Raw genomic sequence first — 19,821 nt, 5'->3', positions numbered from 1 at the left:
TTCCATCTTCTCCAGTGTGAACGCTTACAAAAACCTTTAGTTCTCATTGGTTTGATTATTTCTATCTCTCCAATTAGCTAATATTGTCTTTGTATCACTCAAACCAATGGAGTGGTTGTGGGTTTAAATTCATATTAATTTGTTTTGTTTCTTGATACTCATCCAGTCCATATGTGCCAATGCTACGACCTATTCCACTATGTTTGTAGCCGCCCCATGGTGCCTGAATGTTTGTGAGGTGATAAGCATTCACCCATGTAATTCCTGAACGAACTTTTTGAATGACACGTAATGCTTTATTACTGTCGGTAGAAAAGACCGCACCAGCTAATCCATAATCAGAGTCGTTTGCGAGACGAATAGCCTCTTCTTCATCTTTGAACTTTTGAATCACAACAACTGGTCCGAAAATTTCTTCCTTAACAATTCGCATATCGCTCGTTACATTGGTAAACACCGTTGGTTCAATGAAGAAACCTTTCTCCATCCCATCTCGCTCAATACGATTACCACCGCAGGCCAATGTAGCCCCTTCTTCTTGACCGATACGGATATATTCAAGAATGCTGTTCATATGATTTTCGCTAACTATTGCACCCGCTTTTGAGCTTTCATCATGTCCGGGGCCAACTTTAATTTGTTGTGCGCGTTTTACGTATTCTTCAACAAACTTATCGTATATTCCCTTTTGCACTAACACTCGACTACCAGATGAGCACACTTGTCCACTACCATAAAAGATTCCAAATAAAGCATAGTCAACAGCTGTTTCGAAATCAGCATCATCAAAAATAATATTAGGGGATTTCCCGCCAAGTTCTAATGATACTTTCTTCAAGTTTCCTGTCGCCGCATGCATGATACTACGCCCAACTCCTGTGCTTCCTGTAAAGGAGACAACATCCACATCGTCACTTTCAGCAATCGTCTGGCCAACGACGGTTCCACCACCCAGAATTAATTGCGCAACACCTTTCGGTAAATCTGTTTCATCGATTAACTGAAACAGTTTGACAGCTGTTATCGGTGTAATTTCAGCCGGCTTTAATATAATTGAGTTTCCTGCCGCAAGTGCTGGAGCTACTTTCCAAACCGCCATTAACAATGGATAGTTCCATGGAACTATTAACCCCGCTACTCCCATTGGTTCTTTCACAATCATCGTTTGTAAACCTTCCATTGCTTCATATATTACACCTGCTTGATTTTGAATAAGGCCTGCATAATAACGAAAAGCGCTAATTGAGTCGGCAACATCACCCTCTGCTTCCCTTAACACTTTTCCGTTATTTTGTGTTTCTAACTGAGCAATTTCAGCTGCATGTTCTTCCATTTTGTCAGCAATTTGTAGTAATATCGCAGCTCTTTCTTGTGGATTTTTTGAAGACCAAACGCCACTTTCAAAAGTTGCTTTCGCAATTTTAATCGCTTGTTCAACCTCTTCTTTAGTTGCTTTCGGGGCTTTAGCAATCACTTCTTGATTTGCAGGATTAATTACATCAAATAGTTGAGGATTACTTGAATCAATCCATTCTCCATTTATATAAAGCTTTAATTGTTCCGTCATCTGCTTTCCTCCCTAACTGTTTATAAAATTATTTATGTTTATTAGTACAAAAGCATGCAGGTATTGCATAATTCATAAAAACTGCATAACTTCAACGTTTTGTTTATAACTTGATAAGAATTCAAGTGAGTTTTTTATACTCACATCTATGTGTTTTCTCCTGTTACATTACATTTTCTCTTTACAATTATTTAGGAATGATTAAAAGAGTCTGTTATTTATAACATTTTTTTAAATGTACTTTCCTTTTTATTAGCAAGTTTAAATTATTATTCAGGAATGCCCATTGCTTCCTTGTACTGCTTGTGAAAATGCTTTATGCCATGCTCAGTTGGTGAATAAATCCCATTATCAAAAGCCTTTGTATGAAGCCCAGATTGTAATAATTCAACGAGATCAAAGTCTTCTTTACGAACTTGATCGACAAATTTAATAAGTTCTTCTTGTTTATCCGTAATTTTCTCGGAACTAAAATAGTAGCTGTAAATTGCCAAAGATTGGTTTGGTGAGATAGGTAGTATTTGGCTTGTCGTTATGTTTCCTTCTTCACCAGGATAAATGCTAATCATTAAGTTAGGCCATACCCAATAGAAAAATGCTGGATCTGCTTCTTCTCCTTGTTTCATTTCAGAATATTGACAAGTGTATGTGTTAAACGTGTCGATATTGTAATTTTCCAAATCAAATGTTTTGGCAAATGCAGGGTGCGCTAATTTACAATGATCACACTCTAAATAATTGTCAACGACTGCTTTCCAATTTGCTTCAATCACCCTTTCAGTCGTTCGGATTCTCTTCAAAGTATTTATAAACTTATATTGATCAAGACTTTCAACTAGATCGCTATATTCGGATTGAAACGATTTAGCGTTTGGATCTAAGTTTACAAAAATGAGAGATTGGTAAATTTCTAGCTTAACAGATGTCATGCAATTGTGGTCACCTAAACTATCTTTATCAAAATTTGGTGCACGATTTACTTTTCCGTCTAGTTTGAAAGACCAACCATGGTATGAACAGAGAAATACTTTTTTGTTTCCGGAAGCGCTTTTTTCAACACGTGTACCGCGGTGTGGGCAAATGTTATAAAAGGCATTTACTTTTCCATCGTTGTTTTTGCTAACAATAATGGATTCTCCAGCAATTTCGAAAGTGAAAAAATCGCCTACTTTTTCTAATTGACTCATATGGCCAACGAAGACCCACTTTTTAGAAAAGATATTTTCTTTTTCTTCATCAAAGTATTGTTGTTCCACATAGTTTTTGTAAGACAAAGTCGCATTTGCTTTGTTGCTAAACGTAGTGATTGTCATTGTTCTTTCATCCTCCCTATAAAAAATGCATTTTGATATCTATAGCTCTATATCGCAATTATTGTACCAACTTCGAAAAGACGATGGCATCAAGGTAGAGAAGTTTTTTTCACGCTTAGAAATGGGGAAAGTGAGTTTTTCCTAACTCAAATTACGTCTTATTTTTTTATAGTAAACGGTTCGGTCGCGATTTTAATCGAATTTGTTGGACATTCCTCTACTGCAATTTCTAATTCCTCTATAAAATCTTCGTGGATCTCGGTATTACCAGCATTTAGATCAAGTAATGAAAAGGAAAGACCTTCTTCATCATGGTCAAATAAATGAGGAGCGTTTTCAGAACATGCGCCGCATGCTATACATGTTTCGCGGTCCACCATCGTATATACTGTCATATCTTTTCCTCCTCATATGATTTTTAGTTTGTTACTTTCTCTTTAAATGTTGTCTCCATCAGGCTTGTGCTATGAAGTGTTTGTTTTTTAGCTTGTGGATCAACGTACATTTTCGCCTCATTGACTGCAATCGGCACCTCTCCAAATCCTGTAACAATTAGCTTTACTTTTCCTTCGTACGTACAAATATCCCCTACTGCGTAGATCCCTTCAATATTTGTTTCCATCTTCGAGTTTACAACGATTGAATTTTTTTTGATCTCCAAGCCCCAGTTTTTTATCGGACCTAGCGAAGAAACGAAACCGTAGTTTACAAGAACATCATCTACCGTTAATTCAATTGTTTCTTCACTTTTGTTGTTTTGAATGATGACTTTCTCTATTTGTACGTCTCCGATTAATTTTGTTGCGACATATGGTGTTAGGATTTCCACACGTGATTTTTTTAACAGATCAACACTATACTCATGTGCCTTAAACGAATCTCTTCTATGAACTAATGTTACTTTTTTTGCAATTGGTTCTAACATAAGCGCCCAATCAACAGCAGAGTCACCGCCGCCGAATATTACAACTTCTTTATTAGAAAATTTCTCAATCGTGTCAACGAAATAATGCAAGTTCTTTCCAACGAAAGTTTCTTCATTTTCCAACTTAATCGTTTTTGGTTGGAACGCACCATTTCCAGCAGTAATAATAATCGTTTTTGAGTAATGCGTTTGTTCATTTGTCGTAAGTTCAAAAACACCATCTTCGCGTCTATAAATCGTTTGGACTGTTTGGCCAAGACAATGATCCACTTTAAACTGATTCATCTGTTCGATGAGGTTATTCACAAGGTTTTGCGCACTTACTTTAGGAAATCCTGCTACATCATAAATAAACTTTTCCGGATAAAGTGCCGATAACTGTCCGCCAAGTTGCGGTAAACTTTCAATAATATTGATGGAGGCTTGTCGCATTCCAGCATAAAATGCGGTGAATAAACCAATGGGACCTCCACCAATTATTGTAATATCATATATTTTGGAATATCCATTCATTAAAAAAACCTCCGTTTTTTACAATTAGAGTAATTATAAATATCAGACATTTACATTACTTCCTATATCCTATAGAGTAAACTTAGGCACATCATTTATTCATTCACAACAACATCCTCTCTTCACTTAAAAGTCCTTGATGAACGATTCATAAACTTATAAAGCAATTTTCATGCCACTTTTAAGTAAGCTTGATGATTAGCTAGTTTCGTTATCAAAATGCTTGAACTCTTGATGATTGAACGAACTTAAATTGACTCAATTTGAATTTTATTAGACTCAATTTTAATGAGGGGGAGGTTTTTAAATGTTCGCTAGTTTATCTACTGATCTTGAAATGGAGGCATTGCTCCAAATTTTAGATTATTCGTCGGATGAGATCTTTGTTCTTGATGAAAATAGACGAATTATTTTTGTGAATAATGCATGTGAGCGGCATTACGGATTGAAGAAGTCTGATGTAATCGGAAGATTTAGCGATGAATTATTTAACGAGGGGTATTGGACACCGTCTGTACTTCCTGAAGTATATGAAAAGAAAAGACCCATCTTCATAAAACAAACTACTATCTTAGGTGCTGAATTGCTAACATCTGCTATACCTATAATAAATAAGGATAATGAAATTAAATTAATTGTGACGACAGCCCGAGAATTGCAAAACTATAAAATGCTAAAATTGACGCAGCAAAATAAGATGGATCCTATTCGAGAACCCAATGTAATCGAATCGGCGATGATGACAAATAATAAAAAGGTAAAGAAATTGCTTCTATTAGCACAGAGAGTTGCAAAAACCGAATCGACGATCTTAATACAAGGGGAATCAGGAACTGGGAAGGGAGTGCTTGCGCAGCATATTCATAATGCTAGCAATCGTAAATCTCATCCATTCTTAACCATTAATTGTGCAGCGATTCCAGCAGATTTGTTAGAAGCCGAATTATTTGGGTATAGTGCTGGATCTTTCACGGGTGCAAATAAAGGCGGTAAAATCGGATTAATTGAATCAGCGGAAGAAGGCACATTATTTTTAGATGAGATAGGAGAGTTGTCTTTACCCCTTCAAGCAAAATTACTTCGAGTAATTCAAGATAAGATATTCATTCCGATTGGTAGTGCTAAAGAGAAAAAAGTGAATGTTCGTATTATCGCAGCAACGAATCAAAAGCTTATTGAAATGGTAGAAAAAAAACAGTTCCGCGAAGATTTGTTTTATCGTTTAAATGTGATCGATATTCAATTGCCATTACTTAGAGAGAGAAAAGAGGATATCATTCCGTTAACGTATAAATTTTTGTATAAATTTAATGTCATGTACGAAACGAATAAAGTTATTTCAGAAAAATGCTTAAAGTTGTTTACGGAGTACTCTTGGCCAGGAAATATTCGACAACTCGAAAATGTCATGGAAAGATTAGTCATTATAAGCGATGACGTCATTGATGTGGAGGACTTACCAGAGTTAATGTACCGTCAAATCGAACAAGTGCATCAAGATTCACCTGCTACGTTGGGAGAAGCGATCGATTTTGTGAAAGAAAAAATGGTGAAAAAATCATATGAAAAGTATGGCAGTTCTAGAAGAGTGGCAAGTGATTTACAAATTAGTCAAACACAAGCATCGAAACTAATAAGGAAATATTGTGATGAAAATTGATAGCAAGTCAAATCAGAAACAATATATTTAGCTTTACGATGCTCGTCATATCTATTCAATAAAAAACTCGATCACTTACAAAAGCGTACCGCACTGACCTAATTATATGAGACAAATAAAAACACCTTTCATTGAATAGCAGGTATTTAAACCTGAAATACTCAATCTGGAGGTGTTTTTTCTATGGGGACAAGGGTTCAAATAATATTATTTAGTTTAATTGGGGTATAGAATGGGACTCCCCCTTTTTAGTATTGAAAGAAGTGTATGAAATATTTCTACAATTAAATTTATCTTATTATTATAAAAATCTAAGGTTGTCCACAACTTCTTTAGCAACTATCCCAACTAACTAATCATTTTATACCTGTAGAACCAAACCCTTCTTCTTTTCTATCTGATACATTTAGCTCCAAATTAGTTTCAATTAGTTCAACCTCAGGAAGTTTTTTAGCATATTATCCCTCCCGTTAAGAAGGTATGTTCTACAGCTACCGAAAACACATTTCTTAAAGTAACTTGCTCTGCATTAATCCATGAAGTTATACTGCGCAAAGATGTTGAACTTTAAATGTGCAACATCATATTTAATTGGTTTTTATTTAATTATTTGTAGATTGAGTGAAAAATATTGGTAGTGGTGTTTATATCGTCTGCCTTCCTAGAAACCAGTAGGCGTGATTATCCATATTACCTTCAAAGTTTCTTTTCCAATATTGCGCCAAGCATGGGGTTTATGACTTGGAAAATTAATTGTATCTCCAATATTTAAGATATAAGTATTTGTATCTACGGTAATTTCCATCTGCCCTTCTAAAATTATAATACATTCCTCATCACCTGCATGATTATACTGAGAACCACTGCATCCTCCCGGCTCTACTTCACATAAAAGAACCTGTAATTTTCCCTCTCCTGTTGTCAGCATGTAGTCCGTTAACTTTCCATCTGGATATGGCATTTTTTTTCGTCTATCTTTACGAACGATCGAGACATCCTCAATTATATGTGGATCCACTTCATTGTCACTAAATAGTGCAGAAACAGGTAGATCTAAAGCATCTGCTATTTTTTTTATAGTTGCAACTGAGCCATCCGTCAAACCACGCTCAAATTGGCTGATAAAGCTTGCTGTTAATCCAGTTTTCTCTGCGATTATTTCAATGGTATAGTGTTTTTCCTTACGAATTCTTCTAATATTCTCTCCTAATGATTGGTTATTCATAAAAAAACCTCCTTGACTGAATTTTCAGAATACTATATATTTTAAGTGACGCTTAAATTTTTATATTTTTTTAAGTGATACTTAAAGTATACCACGAATTGGAAAGAATGGTTATTTCACTTTTTCATATCTAAGGGGTTTATTTATTATCTAAAGGAGGGGTTATAATGGGAGAATTTATTTTTACAATTGCTTATGGGAGTTCACTAATTGTTTTGGGCTTTATTACAAGGGGTTATTTAAAAAAAATGGAACAGCAAGCTTCTCAACCAACTATACCTAAAAAAGTTGATAAGGCGGTGTAGTCGATGGTATTTATCGTAGGGATCATTGTATCGTTTATTTTATATATTGCTATTGGTGCAATACTATCAAAAAACGTCAAAAATACGGAAGACTTTTATATATCTGGTCGAAGTGGATCAACGTTAATGGTTACAGGGACGTTAGTGGCATCTTTTTTAAGTACTGTATCTTTTATGGGGGAAGCCGGGTTTTCTTATGAAGGTTATCCGATTCCATTATTAATTCTAGTAATTTTTAATGCAAGTGGTTATATATTTGGAGTTTTTCTATTTGGACGTTATTTAAGAAGAAGTAAATCTCTTACTGTTCCTGAATACTTCGGGAATCGCTTTAATTCAAGAAAAGTTCGCTTAATTGCTGCGATTACAACAGTTATTGGAATTGCTGCATACTTAGTGGCAGTAACTCAAGGTTCATCTCTTCTATTGTCCGAAATATTCAATATCCCTTATGCCATAGCAATTGTGATTATGTGTATTGTCTTCGCCTCCTTTACGGTAATGTCAGGTGCAAAAGGTGTAATGGTTAATGACACGATCATGTTCTTTCTTTTCTCGTTAGCAGCTTATGTGTCTTTTCCATTCATCATCAAAGCTACTGGCGGTTTCCCTGATGCTATTATGAAAGCTGCTAATAATGTAGAAAAACCCAATATCTTTAGCTGGCACGGTGTTACCGGATCAGGTGCCTATATGGGATCGCCAACAGATGTATTAATATGGGCAGTTATAATGGGACTTGTATGGGGTTCTGTAGTAGCGATTAGTCCATGGCAAAGCAGTCGATACTTAATGGCAAAAAATGAGCATGTAGCCATTCGATCAGGTGTTTGGGCAACTATTTCGATTTTTACGATTTATATATTCTTACATTCTAGTATGGCGATGATCAACAATGTGAATTCATCTATTTACCCTACGGAAAAAGTATTCATTTGGGCAGCAATGCATCTTGTCCCTTCTTGGCTTGGAGTTATCATTGTAAGCGGCATTATGGCAGCAGCTCTTTCATCATGTGCAACATTTTTACAACTTATCGGTAGTAGTATCGCTAATGATATCATTCAACCATTCAGTAAGAAGAAATATAGTGATCAGAAACTACTGAGTTTTAGTCGAATTTCAATGATTATTGTGACGGTTAGCGTTCTAATAATTGGTGTATGGCAACCTCCTTCTGTCATGTGGATTGGCTATTTTGCAGCAACTCTTTTTGCAGCATCATGGGGACCTGTTGCTTTTTCAAGTGTATTTTCAAAAACTGTAACAAGTCTTGGTGCTTTCTGGAGTATTATTGCAGGATTTTTAGGAGTAATTGCTGGAGAAGCGATCGGTATATTAATTAAGTTACCTATTTACCTCCATCCAGTAATTATAGGATTTATCCTTAGCTCTATTACTCTGTATGTAGTTTCTAAATTTGGTGTTATTACTGAGGAAGAAGTTTCATATCAACGAATGCTTCATCAACAACCAATGGAAGAAAACGAGAAACAAGAAATGGCAATTACAAAACGATACCCTACTTATTTAATCATAAGTGGAATCGTTGTCGTAATTATCACATTTGTTTTCTATTATTGGCCTATCTCACATGCTTAAAAGAAGGAGGATTTGCTATGTCGGAATTTAAATATTTATTTACACCTGTTGAAATTGGAAATACGATAATCAAAAATCGTATTTTATCAACAGCACATCAAACAAATCACGTACTGGACGGTATTCCTACAGATGATTTAATTGCTTATCATGTTACTCGTGCAAGAGGCGGTCTTGGTCTGATTATTTTAGAAGCTGGTGCAGTGCATTCGTCTGGTCTTTTAACAACACATACAATTGCTGCTTTTGATCCTAGTATTAAAGAAATCTATCGTAAGTTGATAGAGAAAGTTTCTCCATATGATACGAAAGTTTTTGCACAACTTTTTCACGGAGGACGTGAAATTGTGTCCAGTAATTATCGATCTGCTGCACTTGCACCCTCTTCTATCCCAAGTTTGCGTTTTGGCACAATGCCACGGCCAATGTCATTCTCAGAAATTCAAGAGGTGATTACAGGTTTTGCTAAGTCAGCGCGCAATGCAAAGGATGGCGGACTACACGGTGTTGAGGTTTGTTGTTCCCATGGGTATTTGCCTGCACAATTTTGGAGTGAACAAACCAATAAACGCAACGATGAATATGGTGGAAGCTTTGAAAATCGTATGCGTTTTATAGTAGAAACAATACAAGCAATATGGCAAGAAGTTGACGAAGATTTTACTGTAGGAATTCGAATGAGTTCTGATGAGATGACAATGGATGGATTAACTATTAAAGACTCCATCAAAATTGCAGAGTATTTGACGGATAAAGTTCGTGTTGATTTTATTAATATTACTGCTGGCGATTCCAGTACTTATGCAGGTTCTACTCACATTGTTCCGCCGGCTCCGATGAAACAGGCATATTTGGCCCCTGATAGCTTTAAAATACGTCTAGAAGCAGCAGTTCCTGTATTCGTTGGTTCACGAATTGTCGACCCGATTCAAGGTGAAAAAATTATTAGTAGTGGTCGAGCGGATATGGTTGGAATGACACGTGCTACTATTGTCGATCCTAATATGCCAAATAAAGCAAAAAATGGTGAACATCAAATGATAAATGCTTGCATTGGTTGTCTACAAGCATGCATTGGGCATTATCATAAAGATTTACCAATTGGTTGTGTTCAAAATCCACAAGTAGGTAACGAAGTATTCTTTGAGCGCGTTCTTCAGCAAAATAACCCTTCTAGAAAAGTACTAATTATTGGTGCTGGACCTGGTGGACTTGAAGCAGCCATTACTGCGGATACTATGGGTTATGATGTAACAGTGGTGGATCAATCGGATCGTATTGGTGGGTCACTAAATTTGATGCTACATGCACCACAACGAAATGAAATGGCTTCAGCGATGCTCGATAATTATTCACGCCAACTGGCATTGACTAATATTCAACTAAAGCTTAATACAAAGTTATCTCCAAAGGAAATTGAAGAATTTAAGGCGGATGCAATTATTTGTGCAGTTGGTTCACGACCTTATATTCCTAATGTTGAGGGAGTAATGGATGAGAGAGTGATATTAATTGATGATTTATTTAAGAAAAACATTTTTAAAAAGAACGAAAAGGCAATAGTATTTGATTTTAAAGGAGATTGGGCTGGGCTAGAGGCAACTCTTTATTTAGCAGAAAAAGGTTGTCAAGTAACACTTGTTACTGCGCGTTTATATATTGCAGAAGATGTACATCAGTATTTACGAAATGAATACATGAAGCATTTATACGCGGCAAATATCGAAATGATTACACATCACGATTTTGGTGGAATCTCGAAAGATGGAATTCACATGCGTAATCTATTTACACATGAGAAAAGATTAATAAATGCTGATCATGTTATTTTAGCTGTTGGAAGAATACCGAATACAGAACTGTTTGAGACAATAAAGAACATGGCTCCTTATGTAGCTCAAATTGGTGATTGTCTCGCACCAAGAACGATTGAAGAAGCAACGTTGGAAGGTTTAACAACTGTTACTCAAATTGAAGAACAAATTACTAATTCTTTGAATTTAAATATATAGTTTAAACCTTAAAAGCGTATTCGAAAAAATCCCGAATACGCTTCATTTAATCTTCCATCGTTTCTAAATAGCCTTGCTGTAAACATGTATCCGTCAAAAATTTCTTAATCCTCGTAGCAAATGACATTTCAATCGTGCTACTCGTAACGGCTAATATCTCCCCTTCTCCAAAAATCACATGCTTTACTTTTGAGCCAACGATTAACGCTGACTCGGTTGTAATCGTCCGCTCATTACTGTATTGCTTCAGTGCTTTCCTCGGACTTTCCGGCGTTTTCTTTGGCAATTCCTGCGGTGAAACAATTTGTTTTAACGCCTTCATGAAAATCGATGGCACCACACTTGTTTTAAAGCGCTTACTATACGAAATTAATTCCAAATGGCTAATCGCACGCGTGATACCGACATAAAAGAGTCGCGTTTCTTCCTCGATTTCTTCTTCTGCCTCACTAGGTAAAATTCCCTCAATCAAGTCAATCAAATACACACGGTCAAATTCCAAGCCTTTTGAACTGTGCAATGTTGTCAGTGTAATTGCATTCAATTCATTTTTTATATGAGACGAACGTGCTAAATTTTCAAGCTGCTTCAAACGACCCGCAAATTCGGTCATCGTCGGCGTATGACGAGCAATTAAACCAAGTACATTCACAATATCTAATAAATTTTCATAATTAAAACCGAGTTTCTCACTCATTTTCTTTAAGGTACGCTCATAACCAAAGTCATAACGGATATGCTCTAGCATAGCTGTTGGCGTCGTTTTATCAAATTGAATGCTATCATACGTTTTGCGAATCCGCTTAATATATTCAGGCTGATAATCCTTTAACTCAACGTGCTCTAACAACTGTGTGAATACACAGCCATCATCCGGCACTTTCTGTAGCGCCTTCAATTGCGTTGGTGTAATATAAGCATTCATTTTTCTGTAAACTTTTTCAAATACCGTGATATTTTTTGTATTGTACGCTAAACGCATGAAGTTCTTAATATCCTCCACGACCCAATGCGTGAAAAAGCGAATCGTGGAATCTTTCATATAGAAAGGCAAACCTGCTCTGTCAAACGCGTCCATAAGCGGAATGGCTGACGTGTTATTTCGATATAAAATAGCCGTTGAGCCGCGCTTAGACAGATTTTTCAACTGGTCCACTAAATATTTGGCCTGTAAATTGTAATTCTCTAGGATTTTAAACGAGATTGGCTCTGCTGCAGGATTTTCCGTAAACATTTGTTTGTTATAACGTTTTTTATTTCGCTGAATGAATATATTGGCTGGCTCTACAATCGTTGCAGATGAACGATAGTTTTGCGTCATAAGTAAAACATGCGCCTCCGGATATATCTTTCGGAAATTCAACAAATAATCTGGCTCTGCACCGCGCCAGCTATAAATGGCCTGATCCTCATCTGCAACGACGCATAAATTTTGATGGACTGCGACGAGCTTCGCGATGATCGCATGTTGAACGGGCGATGTATCCTGACTTTCATCTGTTAAATAATAATCGTAGCGGCGTTGGTATTGCGCCAACACCTCTCGATTTTTCGTGAAAATATCATTCGCCATTAATAGCATATCGTCAAAATCAATTAACAAACGGTCACTACCTGTGCGTTTATATTCCTCATAACGCTGTAAAATCTCGACTTTTCTTGGCACCTTTACTTCTGCAATTGCCCATTCCTGTTCTGGTAGCATTTTATTTTTGATAAACGTTATGTACGTCAGTAGCTCGTCTAACTGATCTTCGGTAATTTTTGAACCATTTAATTGTTCAAAAATCTCGCGAAGCACTCGTTTTTTTGAAACAACACCAGGCTTGTCCGATTCTTCAATGATGCCGTACGAAATGCCCTGACGTTCAAGTGTCTGCCGCACAACTTGAAATGCTAAACTATGAATCGTCGAAAAATCAACCGGTGGCAAATGCGGGAAAAACTTTGCAAAACGTGACTTCATATCACCGGCTGATGCCTTACTAAACGTGACAGCCTTTATGCGAGAAGGATTAACACCAAGCGCCTCAATCATATAGCCGATACGCATAATAATCGTCGTCGTTTTTCCTGAACCGGGAGATGCCAATAGTAATAGCGGACCATTCGTTTGCAACACCGCCTGCGTCTGCACATCATTTAGACGAACGCCAAGTGAACGCTCCTTTTCCTCAAAAAACGCTTTTTGCGCTCCATTCATATCAATCGCTCCGTTCCAAAAAATCTATTCTTTATTATACCAAATGATGAGGATTCATCCGAGGAAAGCAGCACAATATTAAAGCAAAGAAAAGCTGTAACAAAAGCTCTCCCCCAAGCAGAAGTTTACTTTTGTTACAGCTCCAGTAACTCTCTATATGTTACTTATTGTTTTTTTCTGCTGACATGGCTTCTGTTACACTAGCGGCTTTTGTCAGCTTCCCTTCTTTTTCAAGCTGAGCAATCAGTTCATCTAACGTGATCCCTTTTTCTTTAGCCATTTCTTCTAAATTGACAGGTTCACTGGATTTAGTAGTTTCCCACATGTCGTTGTTGCTCGCAGCATATGCAGATCCTGCAACAACAGATAACCCTAGCATAAGTGTAGCGATTGATAATGTTTTCTTCATATAAATTCCTCCTAAATTGTTTTTAGCCTCTACCCTACGATGGATAGATTCCATAATCTCACAATAGAATCGGATTGCCTGCACCATTTCTATTGGATGTCACCAATATATAACAATCCATGTTAAATCCGTGTTAAGAGGAATACTTCTCCAAAATCCGAAAAAAAAGCCTTAAATAAACAGTTCTAACTGCCACTTAAAGCCTTTTACATATCCTGTTAAATTAATTTAATATAATCTTAAACCAAGTACCGCCATTTTTATTGTCTGTAACTGTAATTTTTCCGTTATGTTTGTTTATGATACTTTGCACAATAGAAAGTCCCAAGCCTGAACCGCCCATTTCACGAGAGCGTGATTTATCCACTCGGTAAAACGGTTCAAATATATTCTTCTTTTCTTCATCGGGAATACCAATTCCAGTGTCTTTAATGTCAACTATTATCTGCTTTTTATCCGATTTAACTTTAATCATTACCTTACCGCCATCGATATTGTATTTAATACCATTTTCAACAAGGTTATAGAACGCTTGATAAAGTAAGTCTATATTTCCATAAACAACAGCATCAGCGCAATCCAAATATAATGTAACATTTTTTTCATTAGCAATATGAGAAAGTTCGGAAACAATATCTTCTAAAACATCCTTCAAACAAATAGTTTCATTTTCAAATCCAACATTCATATTTGTCATATCCAAAAGGCTACGAACAAGCTCGGATAATCGCTGTGTTTGCTTTTCAAAAACAGAAATCAAAGCAATATATTCTTCTGTAGAATGTGTATGTTTCTTTTTAAATACATCAACCTTTGCTTTTAAAACCGCAAGTGGCGTTCGGAGTTCATGGGCCGCACTTGCAGAAAAGCGGCTTTGCATCATAAAAGCATCGTTTAGCTTATCCGTCATTTCATTAAAAGACTGCGTTAGCTCAGCTATTTCATCATTGGTTGGTGGAATGTCCATCGTTTCCGATAGATTATGCACAGTCCTATTCTTAATTTGACTATTTAGTGTATCAAGTGGTTTTAACACTTTGCCCGATACATAATATGTCAATATGCCCCCACCGACAATGACTAAAAGCAGATAAAAAACACTTTTAATCTGAAAGTCCGTTCTTGCTTCTTGTACATCTTCTGATGGTGTAGTCATCATGGCATTTGATGGCGTTTGGAGATTGTCAATAATATTGCTATCTTCACCAACCACTTGTGCAGGTGATAGAACCGCTGCATCAATTCTCGTTGCCATTATACCAGCAGAAAAATTTAAAATTAATGTAAGCCCTACACAACAAATCGTTAACAAAATTACCATCATTACAGTAAGTCGCAGCCGAATTGGCATTTTTTTAAACATCAAGCATCACCATCATTTTTAGTAATAAAATAACCCTCACCAATCTTAGTACGTATTGGATCATAGTCTAAAAGAGCTTTCAGTTTTTTTCGTAATGTAGCTATATGAACTCGAATAGCACCACTAAAGCTATCGGCATTTTCATCCCAAATGTGTTCAATTAATTCTTCTTGACTGATTACCTTTTCTTGATTAAGCAGGAAGTATTCAAGCAATGCGAATTCTTTTTTTGTTAGTTTTAGTTCTTTTTCACCCATAAATGCGGTGCGTTTTAATAAATCAATTTTTATATTACCGCAAGATAAAAGGTTATTTTCCTGCACAAATTTTCGCCTTAATAAATTTCTAATTCTTGCTTCCAATTCTGCAAAGGCAAATGGTTTAGCTAAATAATCATTTGCACCAATATCTAAACCTTTAACTTTGTCATTTACGCTACTTCTTGCACTAAGGATTAAGACTTTTATTTCTTTATTTTCTTCTCTTAACTTTTCTAAAACCTTTAATCCGTCCATTTTTGGAAGATTTAAATCAAGTATTATTAAGTCATAATTTTCAACGTACGCCAGTTCATAAGCATCTTCTCCATTACTACATGTATCAACTGCATACCCATCTATTCTAAGTCCCTCAGCAATAGCTTCCTGTAAATCTATCTCATCTTCAACAACAAGAATTCTCATATATCGTAATCACCTCATTTTTATTATTTTAAATAGGTGTGTGTTAAATCTATGTTAAGCAATTATTATTAAATAGTAATTTATTTCTGTAAAGGAATACTTTCATTGTAACTAGTTTATGCTTTGATTTATAGCAAATTTTCGACCTGCTTTCCTTCCTGTAGTAAAGTTCATAAGTTGATACTATTACATCGACTTTACGGAGTCGATACTGAAAATAAAAGCACCTCCAATAGGTTAGATTTTTGTCTAACAATTGGAGGTGCCATTAATTGTAAAGCTGTTTATTTTAACGATATTCTATAACACATATCTGAATATTTTAAGATTCAGTGATATTCAATGCTCGTTTTTATGAAGATTAAAGCGGAAGGTCTTTTCGTTTAAATACTTCTAGACTTGCTATATAGAGAACTATGCCAATACCTAAAAGAATGAGTAGCTTCCACCAATAGTTTTCGCCTTCTAGAATAGCAGTTGTATCAAATAATGCATTAACTGTGAAGTAATTAAGTACATTAAGGCTTTCGTCAACTGAGCTTAGCAACTGAAATAAGAAAAAGGCAATAGGAATACCAGCCCCAAAAGCAAGGGAGTTTTTCGTTAAGTTGCAATAGCTTGAGAAAAAGAACGAAATACCGCTAATTGCAAACATTAATAATAATAAACCAACATTCAGCATAACAAAATCAGCTACCACAATATCTGTGTTAGATTGGAACACTTGAATGGTTACAAGACCAGCAGCTGTTTCAATAAAGAACATGACAACTAAAGCTATAATTAAGTAAAAAGCTTGTGTAACAATAATTGTAGATCGTTTCGTTGGTGTTGATAATAAGTAGGCCATGGAGCCGCGATCAACTTGAGATGCAATTAAACTATTTGCTGTCATAATGATGAAAATAATTGGGAATATGACACCATGAATTGAATAAAATGTTGAAGCAAGCATACTTAGTAACGTCGTCTTTCCAAGTAATCCTGCTAGTGGTGTACCTTCTACTAATTGACTAACATCTGTTAATGTACTAGCATCGAATACAGCAATCATTACTACTTGTAATATAGTTAAAACAATAGTGAAAATAAGCCAAAGTTTCACATTTGCGCGTAAGGTTTGTTTAAAAATCGTACCATTAATCATTAGATTGTCCTCCTGAGTATAGGTGATAGAACTGCTCTTGAAGCGTATGTTTTTGTTCTGTTAAATTATCGAATTGATACGTTGATAAAACAGCTAAAAATTTATTTAATGTATTATTTTCAACATTTACAGAAACAGTTGTATTACTAATAGCCACCGAATCGATCTTCTCTTGAATAAAACGAGTACATTCCTGCTCATTACTAAACTCGATGATAAATTGTTGATTTTCATTTGACGTAATCGTTGAAATGGATTTGATCGTAATTATTTTACCCTCTTTAATCATCGCCACTTTATCACAAGTTTCTTCGATTTCTTCGAACATATGGCTAGACATAAAAATCGTTTTGCCTTTAGCTTTTTCCTCTTTGATAATTTGTATAAATTCCGCACGCATTAATGGATCAAGTCCCGTTGTAGGCTCATCTAAAATAAGAATTGGAGCGTTGGCCATCAATGCGACAACAATCGCGGTTTTCTGTTTCATTCCCTTTGACATACGTTTAATATTTGCTGAAGGGTCAAGCTGCAGTCTTTCAATTATTTGGTTTGCATAGCTTAAATCCGTTAGTTTTAAAAGTTCTGCTTGTTGATGAATGAACTCCCAGCCAGTTTTCACATCAGGAAAGGCAATTTCTCCTGGAATATAGCCAACCCACTGCTTAATTTCCGCAGCATTATGCCACGCATCTAGGTTCTTAATTTTCACTGTTCCGGTATTTGGTTTTAAAAACCCCATTAAATGGCGAATCGTCGTTGTTTTCCCTGCTCCGTTTGTACCAGCAAACCCAAATGCTTCACCGGATTCAATTGAAAGGTTGATATTAAAAATCCCTCGACTATCTCCGTAATCTTTCGTTACATTTTGTAATTCAATCATTGCCACGCTAATTCCCCTCCTACACGTCTATCATAAAATTCCATGAAATGCTTTTCTAAACTAAACGGCACTTCGTTGAAACTTGAGATAGGAAAATCGGCTAATAATTTGATGAGTTGTGGTAAGTCACCTGGATAGCAACCTACTTGAAGCTCATTTGTTTGTTCATTTTTAAAGAGTAGATGGATTGCTGCATTCGATTCAATCATCTGCACAAGCTGCGTATAATGCATTGCGTTTTGGACTGTCAAATTAAAGACCTTTTCTGTCATTTTTAATAATTCTTGTTTGTTAAATGAAGAAATCAAATGTCCATCTTTAATAATCGAAATTTCATCACAAGTAGCATCGACTTCAGTAAATATATGACTTGAAAGTAATATTGTTTTGCCACGTTTTTTTTCTTCTTTCACGAAATCGATAAAGCGTTGCTGCATAATTGGGTCTAAACCACTTGTTGGCTCATCGAGTACGAGTACATCCGGATCATGCATGAATGCCGTCACAATCGCTAATTTTCTTTTCATACCAAGTGACATACGTTTTATCTTTCCTGAAGCATCAAGTTCAAAGAAATCGATTAGTTTTTTACAATGTGTATCATCTTTAACTTTTCGTAAATCCATCATCATTTGAATGAATTGCTCACCTGATAAATTTTCCGGCAAAGCTACTTCGCCAGGTAAATAGCCGAGCTTTTCTTGGATGGTACTAGCATTTGTCCAACTATCGAGACCATTTACGGTAACGATACCTTGTTGCGGTTTTGAAAATCCCATAATGTGACGAATGGCAGTCGTTTTTCCAGCCCCATTTGGCCCTAAAAATCCATACACAGTACCTTTTTCAACATTGAATGAAACATCAAAAATCCCCCGTCCATGTCCATAATCCTTTGTGACATGTTGTAATGAAATCACCGTCATCTTCTCACTCCTCGAATCTCTATGAAATTTAGCCATTTTAGCTATACTATCGTATTAATACAATCTCTTTCCGAACATACTGTTGAATAAACCTCAACCTGCTTTCTTAGATAAACCTTTATCTAAATAATGATAATGGTATAAATCGTGATGGCAATAGCACTACTACTACCGAAGTCACAATGGTTGATGCTAAAGTATTATTTCCCTCAATGAAAAATATATATGCTTCACACGAAGAGGTGTTATCTTTTGAAAATTGTATGGAGGGAAAAGAATCACGACCACTTTATTTCCCCCTTATTTTCAGTTACAATGATAAACAACACGTTGTTCTATTACACTTCAAATTATAATCATCGATAAAACTCTTATCAATAATCAGAATTAACGGATGTGTCGTTTAGCCGACACCTTTCCTGAATGTGTTGGTAAAAAATTAGGAGGGAAATAATATGCGGGATATAAATACAGATTTACGTGTCGTTCGTACAAAAGAATCTATCCGGGATGCATTGATCGATTTGATAGAAGAAAAAGGTTTTGAGGCAGTTACCGTTAAAGATATAACAACTAAGGCAAAAATTAATCGTGGAACCTTTTATGCCCATTATCAAGATAAGTATGATTTAATGAACAAATGTGAGGAAGAATTTATGCAAGAAATGGCTGATATGATCATAAAGAATTATCCGGATCTCATTGCAGACATTGAAGCGAACACTCCAACTACTACCCCTTTTACCATTATGGTTTCAATTTTTGAATATATAGATCAAAATAGACGGTTTATGAAAGCCATGTTGGGTCCAAAAGGAGATTTATCGTTCCAAACTAAATTAAAAAAGTTCATATGGAAAACACTATTTGAAAGTAACAATAATCCACTTATTAAGCAGGAGAATTTCCTAGTTCCGGCTGAATACTTAATTTCCTATGTTGCATCGGCACATATAGGTGTTATTCAGCAATGGCTTAACAGTGATGGAGAGAAATCACCGCAAGAGATGGCTCGTATTTTATCCACGATGACTATAAATGGCCCTTTCTTTGCTGCAGGTTTAAAAAAGTAATTGGGAGGGGAA

General features: G+C 35.8%; 17 protein-coding genes. 5 read left to right on the top strand and 12 right to left on the bottom strand.

Annotation, left to right across the window (positions count from 1 at the left end; genetic code table 11):
* Positions 1 to 94: 94 nt before the first annotated feature.
* The 4 genes from FJQ98_RS13535 to FJQ98_RS13520 form a co-directional block, all read right to left on the bottom strand.
* Positions 95 to 1,567: an aldehyde dehydrogenase family protein gene (locus tag FJQ98_RS13535; RefSeq protein WP_053595035.1), complete on the bottom strand. Its 1,473-nt coding sequence runs from the start codon at positions 1,565 to 1,567 to the stop codon at positions 95 to 97.
* A gap of 269 nt (positions 1,568 to 1,836) precedes the next feature.
* Positions 1,837 to 2,880: an aromatic ring-hydroxylating oxygenase subunit alpha gene (locus FJQ98_RS13530; RefSeq protein ID WP_053595036.1), complete on the bottom strand. Its 1,044-nt coding sequence runs from the start codon at positions 2,878 to 2,880 to the stop codon at positions 1,837 to 1,839.
* Positions 2,881 to 3,038: 158 nt separating this feature from the next.
* A complete protein-coding gene (locus tag FJQ98_RS13525; RefSeq protein ID WP_053595037.1) occupies positions 3,039 to 3,275 on the bottom strand; it encodes a ferredoxin in 237 nt (78 codons plus the stop codon).
* A gap of 23 nt (positions 3,276 to 3,298) precedes the next feature.
* A complete protein-coding gene (locus FJQ98_RS13520; RefSeq protein ID WP_053595038.1) occupies positions 3,299 to 4,318 on the bottom strand; it encodes an NAD(P)/FAD-dependent oxidoreductase in 1,020 nt (339 codons plus the stop codon).
* A gap of 307 nt (positions 4,319 to 4,625) precedes the next feature.
* Here FJQ98_RS13520 and FJQ98_RS13515 point away from each other — a divergent pair, with 307 nt between their 5' ends.
* Complete coding sequence (locus FJQ98_RS13515) at positions 4,626 to 5,978, top strand: sigma-54 interaction domain-containing protein (protein ID WP_053595039.1); 1,353 nt, start codon at positions 4,626 to 4,628, stop codon at positions 5,976 to 5,978.
* 661 nt (positions 5,979 to 6,639) lie between these two features.
* Here the strand turns inward: FJQ98_RS13515 and FJQ98_RS13510 are convergent.
* Complete coding sequence (locus FJQ98_RS13510) at positions 6,640 to 7,203, bottom strand: helix-turn-helix domain-containing protein (RefSeq protein WP_053595040.1); 564 nt, start codon at positions 7,201 to 7,203, stop codon at positions 6,640 to 6,642.
* A gap of 167 nt (positions 7,204 to 7,370) precedes the next feature.
* Between FJQ98_RS13510 and FJQ98_RS13505 the strand changes: the two genes are divergently transcribed.
* From FJQ98_RS13505 to FJQ98_RS13495, 3 genes are read left to right on the top strand one after another with little or no spacing between them, the layout of a single operon-like run.
* Positions 7,371 to 7,508, top strand: a complete 138-nt coding sequence (locus FJQ98_RS13505) for a hypothetical protein (protein WP_158003031.1) — start codon at positions 7,371 to 7,373, stop codon at positions 7,506 to 7,508.
* Between the two features lie 3 nt (positions 7,509 to 7,511).
* On the top strand, positions 7,512 to 9,110 hold the full coding sequence (locus FJQ98_RS13500) for a sodium:solute symporter family protein (protein WP_053595041.1): 1,599 nt from the start codon (positions 7,512 to 7,514) through the stop codon (positions 9,108 to 9,110).
* A 17-nt stretch (positions 9,111 to 9,127) separates the two neighbouring features.
* Complete coding sequence (locus FJQ98_RS13495; RefSeq protein WP_053595042.1) at positions 9,128 to 11,122, top strand: oxidoreductase; 1,995 nt, start codon at positions 9,128 to 9,130, stop codon at positions 11,120 to 11,122.
* Positions 11,123 to 11,168: 46 nt separating this feature from the next.
* Here FJQ98_RS13495 and FJQ98_RS13490 read toward each other — a convergent pair whose 3' ends face one another.
* The 7 genes from FJQ98_RS13490 to FJQ98_RS13460 form a co-directional block, all read right to left on the bottom strand.
* The gene (locus FJQ98_RS13490) at positions 11,169 to 13,325 is read right to left on the bottom strand and encodes an ATP-dependent helicase (RefSeq protein WP_053595043.1); all 2,157 of its coding nucleotides are present in this window, start codon (positions 13,323 to 13,325) and stop codon (positions 11,169 to 11,171) included.
* A 160-nt stretch (positions 13,326 to 13,485) separates the two neighbouring features.
* Positions 13,486 to 13,734: a hypothetical protein gene (locus tag FJQ98_RS13485; RefSeq protein ID WP_053595044.1), complete on the bottom strand. Its 249-nt coding sequence runs from the start codon at positions 13,732 to 13,734 to the stop codon at positions 13,486 to 13,488.
* Positions 13,735 to 13,957: 223 nt separating this feature from the next.
* Positions 13,958 to 15,097 carry a sensor histidine kinase gene (locus FJQ98_RS13480; protein WP_053595045.1) on the bottom strand — a complete coding sequence of 380 codons (1,140 nt, stop codon included), beginning with the start codon at positions 15,095 to 15,097 and terminating at the stop codon, positions 13,958 to 13,960.
* On the bottom strand, positions 15,097 to 15,780 hold the full coding sequence (locus FJQ98_RS13475) for a response regulator transcription factor (protein ID WP_053595046.1): 684 nt from the start codon (positions 15,778 to 15,780) through the stop codon (positions 15,097 to 15,099). Before FJQ98_RS13475 ends, FJQ98_RS13480 begins: the two co-directional genes overlap by 1 nt.
* A gap of 361 nt (positions 15,781 to 16,141) precedes the next feature.
* Positions 16,142 to 16,927, bottom strand: coding sequence for an ABC transporter permease subunit (locus tag FJQ98_RS13470; protein ID WP_053595047.1), 786 nt, complete (start codon positions 16,925 to 16,927; stop codon positions 16,142 to 16,144).
* Positions 16,920 to 17,810: an ABC transporter ATP-binding protein gene (locus tag FJQ98_RS13465; RefSeq protein ID WP_241774567.1), complete on the bottom strand. Its 891-nt coding sequence runs from the start codon at positions 17,808 to 17,810 to the stop codon at positions 16,920 to 16,922. Before FJQ98_RS13465 ends, FJQ98_RS13470 begins: the two co-directional genes overlap by 8 nt.
* On the bottom strand, positions 17,807 to 18,736 hold the full coding sequence (locus FJQ98_RS13460) for an ABC transporter ATP-binding protein (protein WP_053595049.1): 930 nt from the start codon (positions 18,734 to 18,736) through the stop codon (positions 17,807 to 17,809). The genes FJQ98_RS13465 and FJQ98_RS13460 overlap by 4 nt, the downstream gene beginning before the upstream one ends.
* A 455-nt stretch (positions 18,737 to 19,191) precedes the next feature.
* Between FJQ98_RS13460 and FJQ98_RS13455 the strand changes: the two genes are divergently transcribed.
* Positions 19,192 to 19,809 carry a TetR/AcrR family transcriptional regulator gene (locus tag FJQ98_RS13455; RefSeq protein WP_053595050.1) on the top strand — a complete coding sequence of 206 codons (618 nt, stop codon included), beginning with the start codon at positions 19,192 to 19,194 and terminating at the stop codon, positions 19,807 to 19,809.
* Positions 19,810 to 19,821 lie beyond the last annotated feature (12 nt).

The sequence above is a fragment of the Lysinibacillus agricola genome (genome assembly GCF_016638705.1).
Taxonomy (GTDB): Bacteria; Bacillota; Bacilli; order Bacillales_A; family Planococcaceae; genus Lysinibacillus; species Lysinibacillus agricola.
The sequence above is the reverse complement of the archived record's forward strand: the minus strand, read 5'-3'. Positions and strand labels throughout refer to the sequence as shown.

Bases quoted from the DNA above. Each gene is read 5' to 3' on its own strand.
- FJQ98_RS13530 (WP_053595036.1), bottom strand. From the start codon at position 2,880: ATGACAATCACTACGTTTAGCAACAAAGCAAATGCGACTTTGTCTTAC.
- FJQ98_RS13460 (WP_053595049.1), bottom strand. From the start codon at position 18,736: ATGACGGTGATTTCATTACAACATGTCACAAAGGATTATGGACATGGA.
- FJQ98_RS13485 (WP_053595044.1), bottom strand. From the start codon at position 13,734: ATGAAGAAAACATTATCAATCGCTACACTTATGCTAGGGTTATCTGTT.
- FJQ98_RS13475 (WP_053595046.1), bottom strand. From the start codon at position 15,780: ATGAGAATTCTTGTTGTTGAAGATGAGATAGATTTACAGGAAGCTATT.
- FJQ98_RS13520 (WP_053595038.1), bottom strand. From the start codon at position 4,318: ATGAATGGATATTCCAAAATATATGATATTACAATAATTGGTGGAGGT.
- FJQ98_RS13535 (WP_053595035.1), bottom strand. From the start codon at position 1,567: ATGACGGAACAATTAAAGCTTTATATAAATGGAGAATGGATTGATTCA.
- FJQ98_RS13515 (WP_053595039.1), top strand. From the start codon at position 4,626: ATGTTCGCTAGTTTATCTACTGATCTTGAAATGGAGGCATTGCTCCAA.
- FJQ98_RS13525 (WP_053595037.1), bottom strand. From the start codon at position 3,275: ATGACAGTATATACGATGGTGGACCGCGAAACATGTATAGCATGCGGC.
- FJQ98_RS13465 (WP_241774567.1), bottom strand. From the start codon at position 17,810: ATGATTGAATTACAAAATGTAACGAAAGATTACGGAGATAGTCGAGGG.
- FJQ98_RS13480 (WP_053595045.1), bottom strand. From the start codon at position 15,097: ATGTTTAAAAAAATGCCAATTCGGCTGCGACTTACTGTAATGATGGTA.
- FJQ98_RS13505 (WP_158003031.1), top strand. From the start codon at position 7,371: ATGGGAGAATTTATTTTTACAATTGCTTATGGGAGTTCACTAATTGTT.
- FJQ98_RS13490 (WP_053595043.1), bottom strand. From the start codon at position 13,325: ATGAATGGAGCGCAAAAAGCGTTTTTTGAGGAAAAGGAGCGTTCACTT.
- FJQ98_RS13510 (WP_053595040.1), bottom strand. From the start codon at position 7,203: ATGAATAACCAATCATTAGGAGAGAATATTAGAAGAATTCGTAAGGAA.
- FJQ98_RS13495 (WP_053595042.1), top strand. From the start codon at position 9,128: ATGTCGGAATTTAAATATTTATTTACACCTGTTGAAATTGGAAATACG.
- FJQ98_RS13470 (WP_053595047.1), bottom strand. From the start codon at position 16,927: ATGATTAATGGTACGATTTTTAAACAAACCTTACGCGCAAATGTGAAA.
- FJQ98_RS13500 (WP_053595041.1), top strand. From the start codon at position 7,512: ATGGTATTTATCGTAGGGATCATTGTATCGTTTATTTTATATATTGCT.
- FJQ98_RS13455 (WP_053595050.1), top strand. From the start codon at position 19,192: ATGCGGGATATAAATACAGATTTACGTGTCGTTCGTACAAAAGAATCT.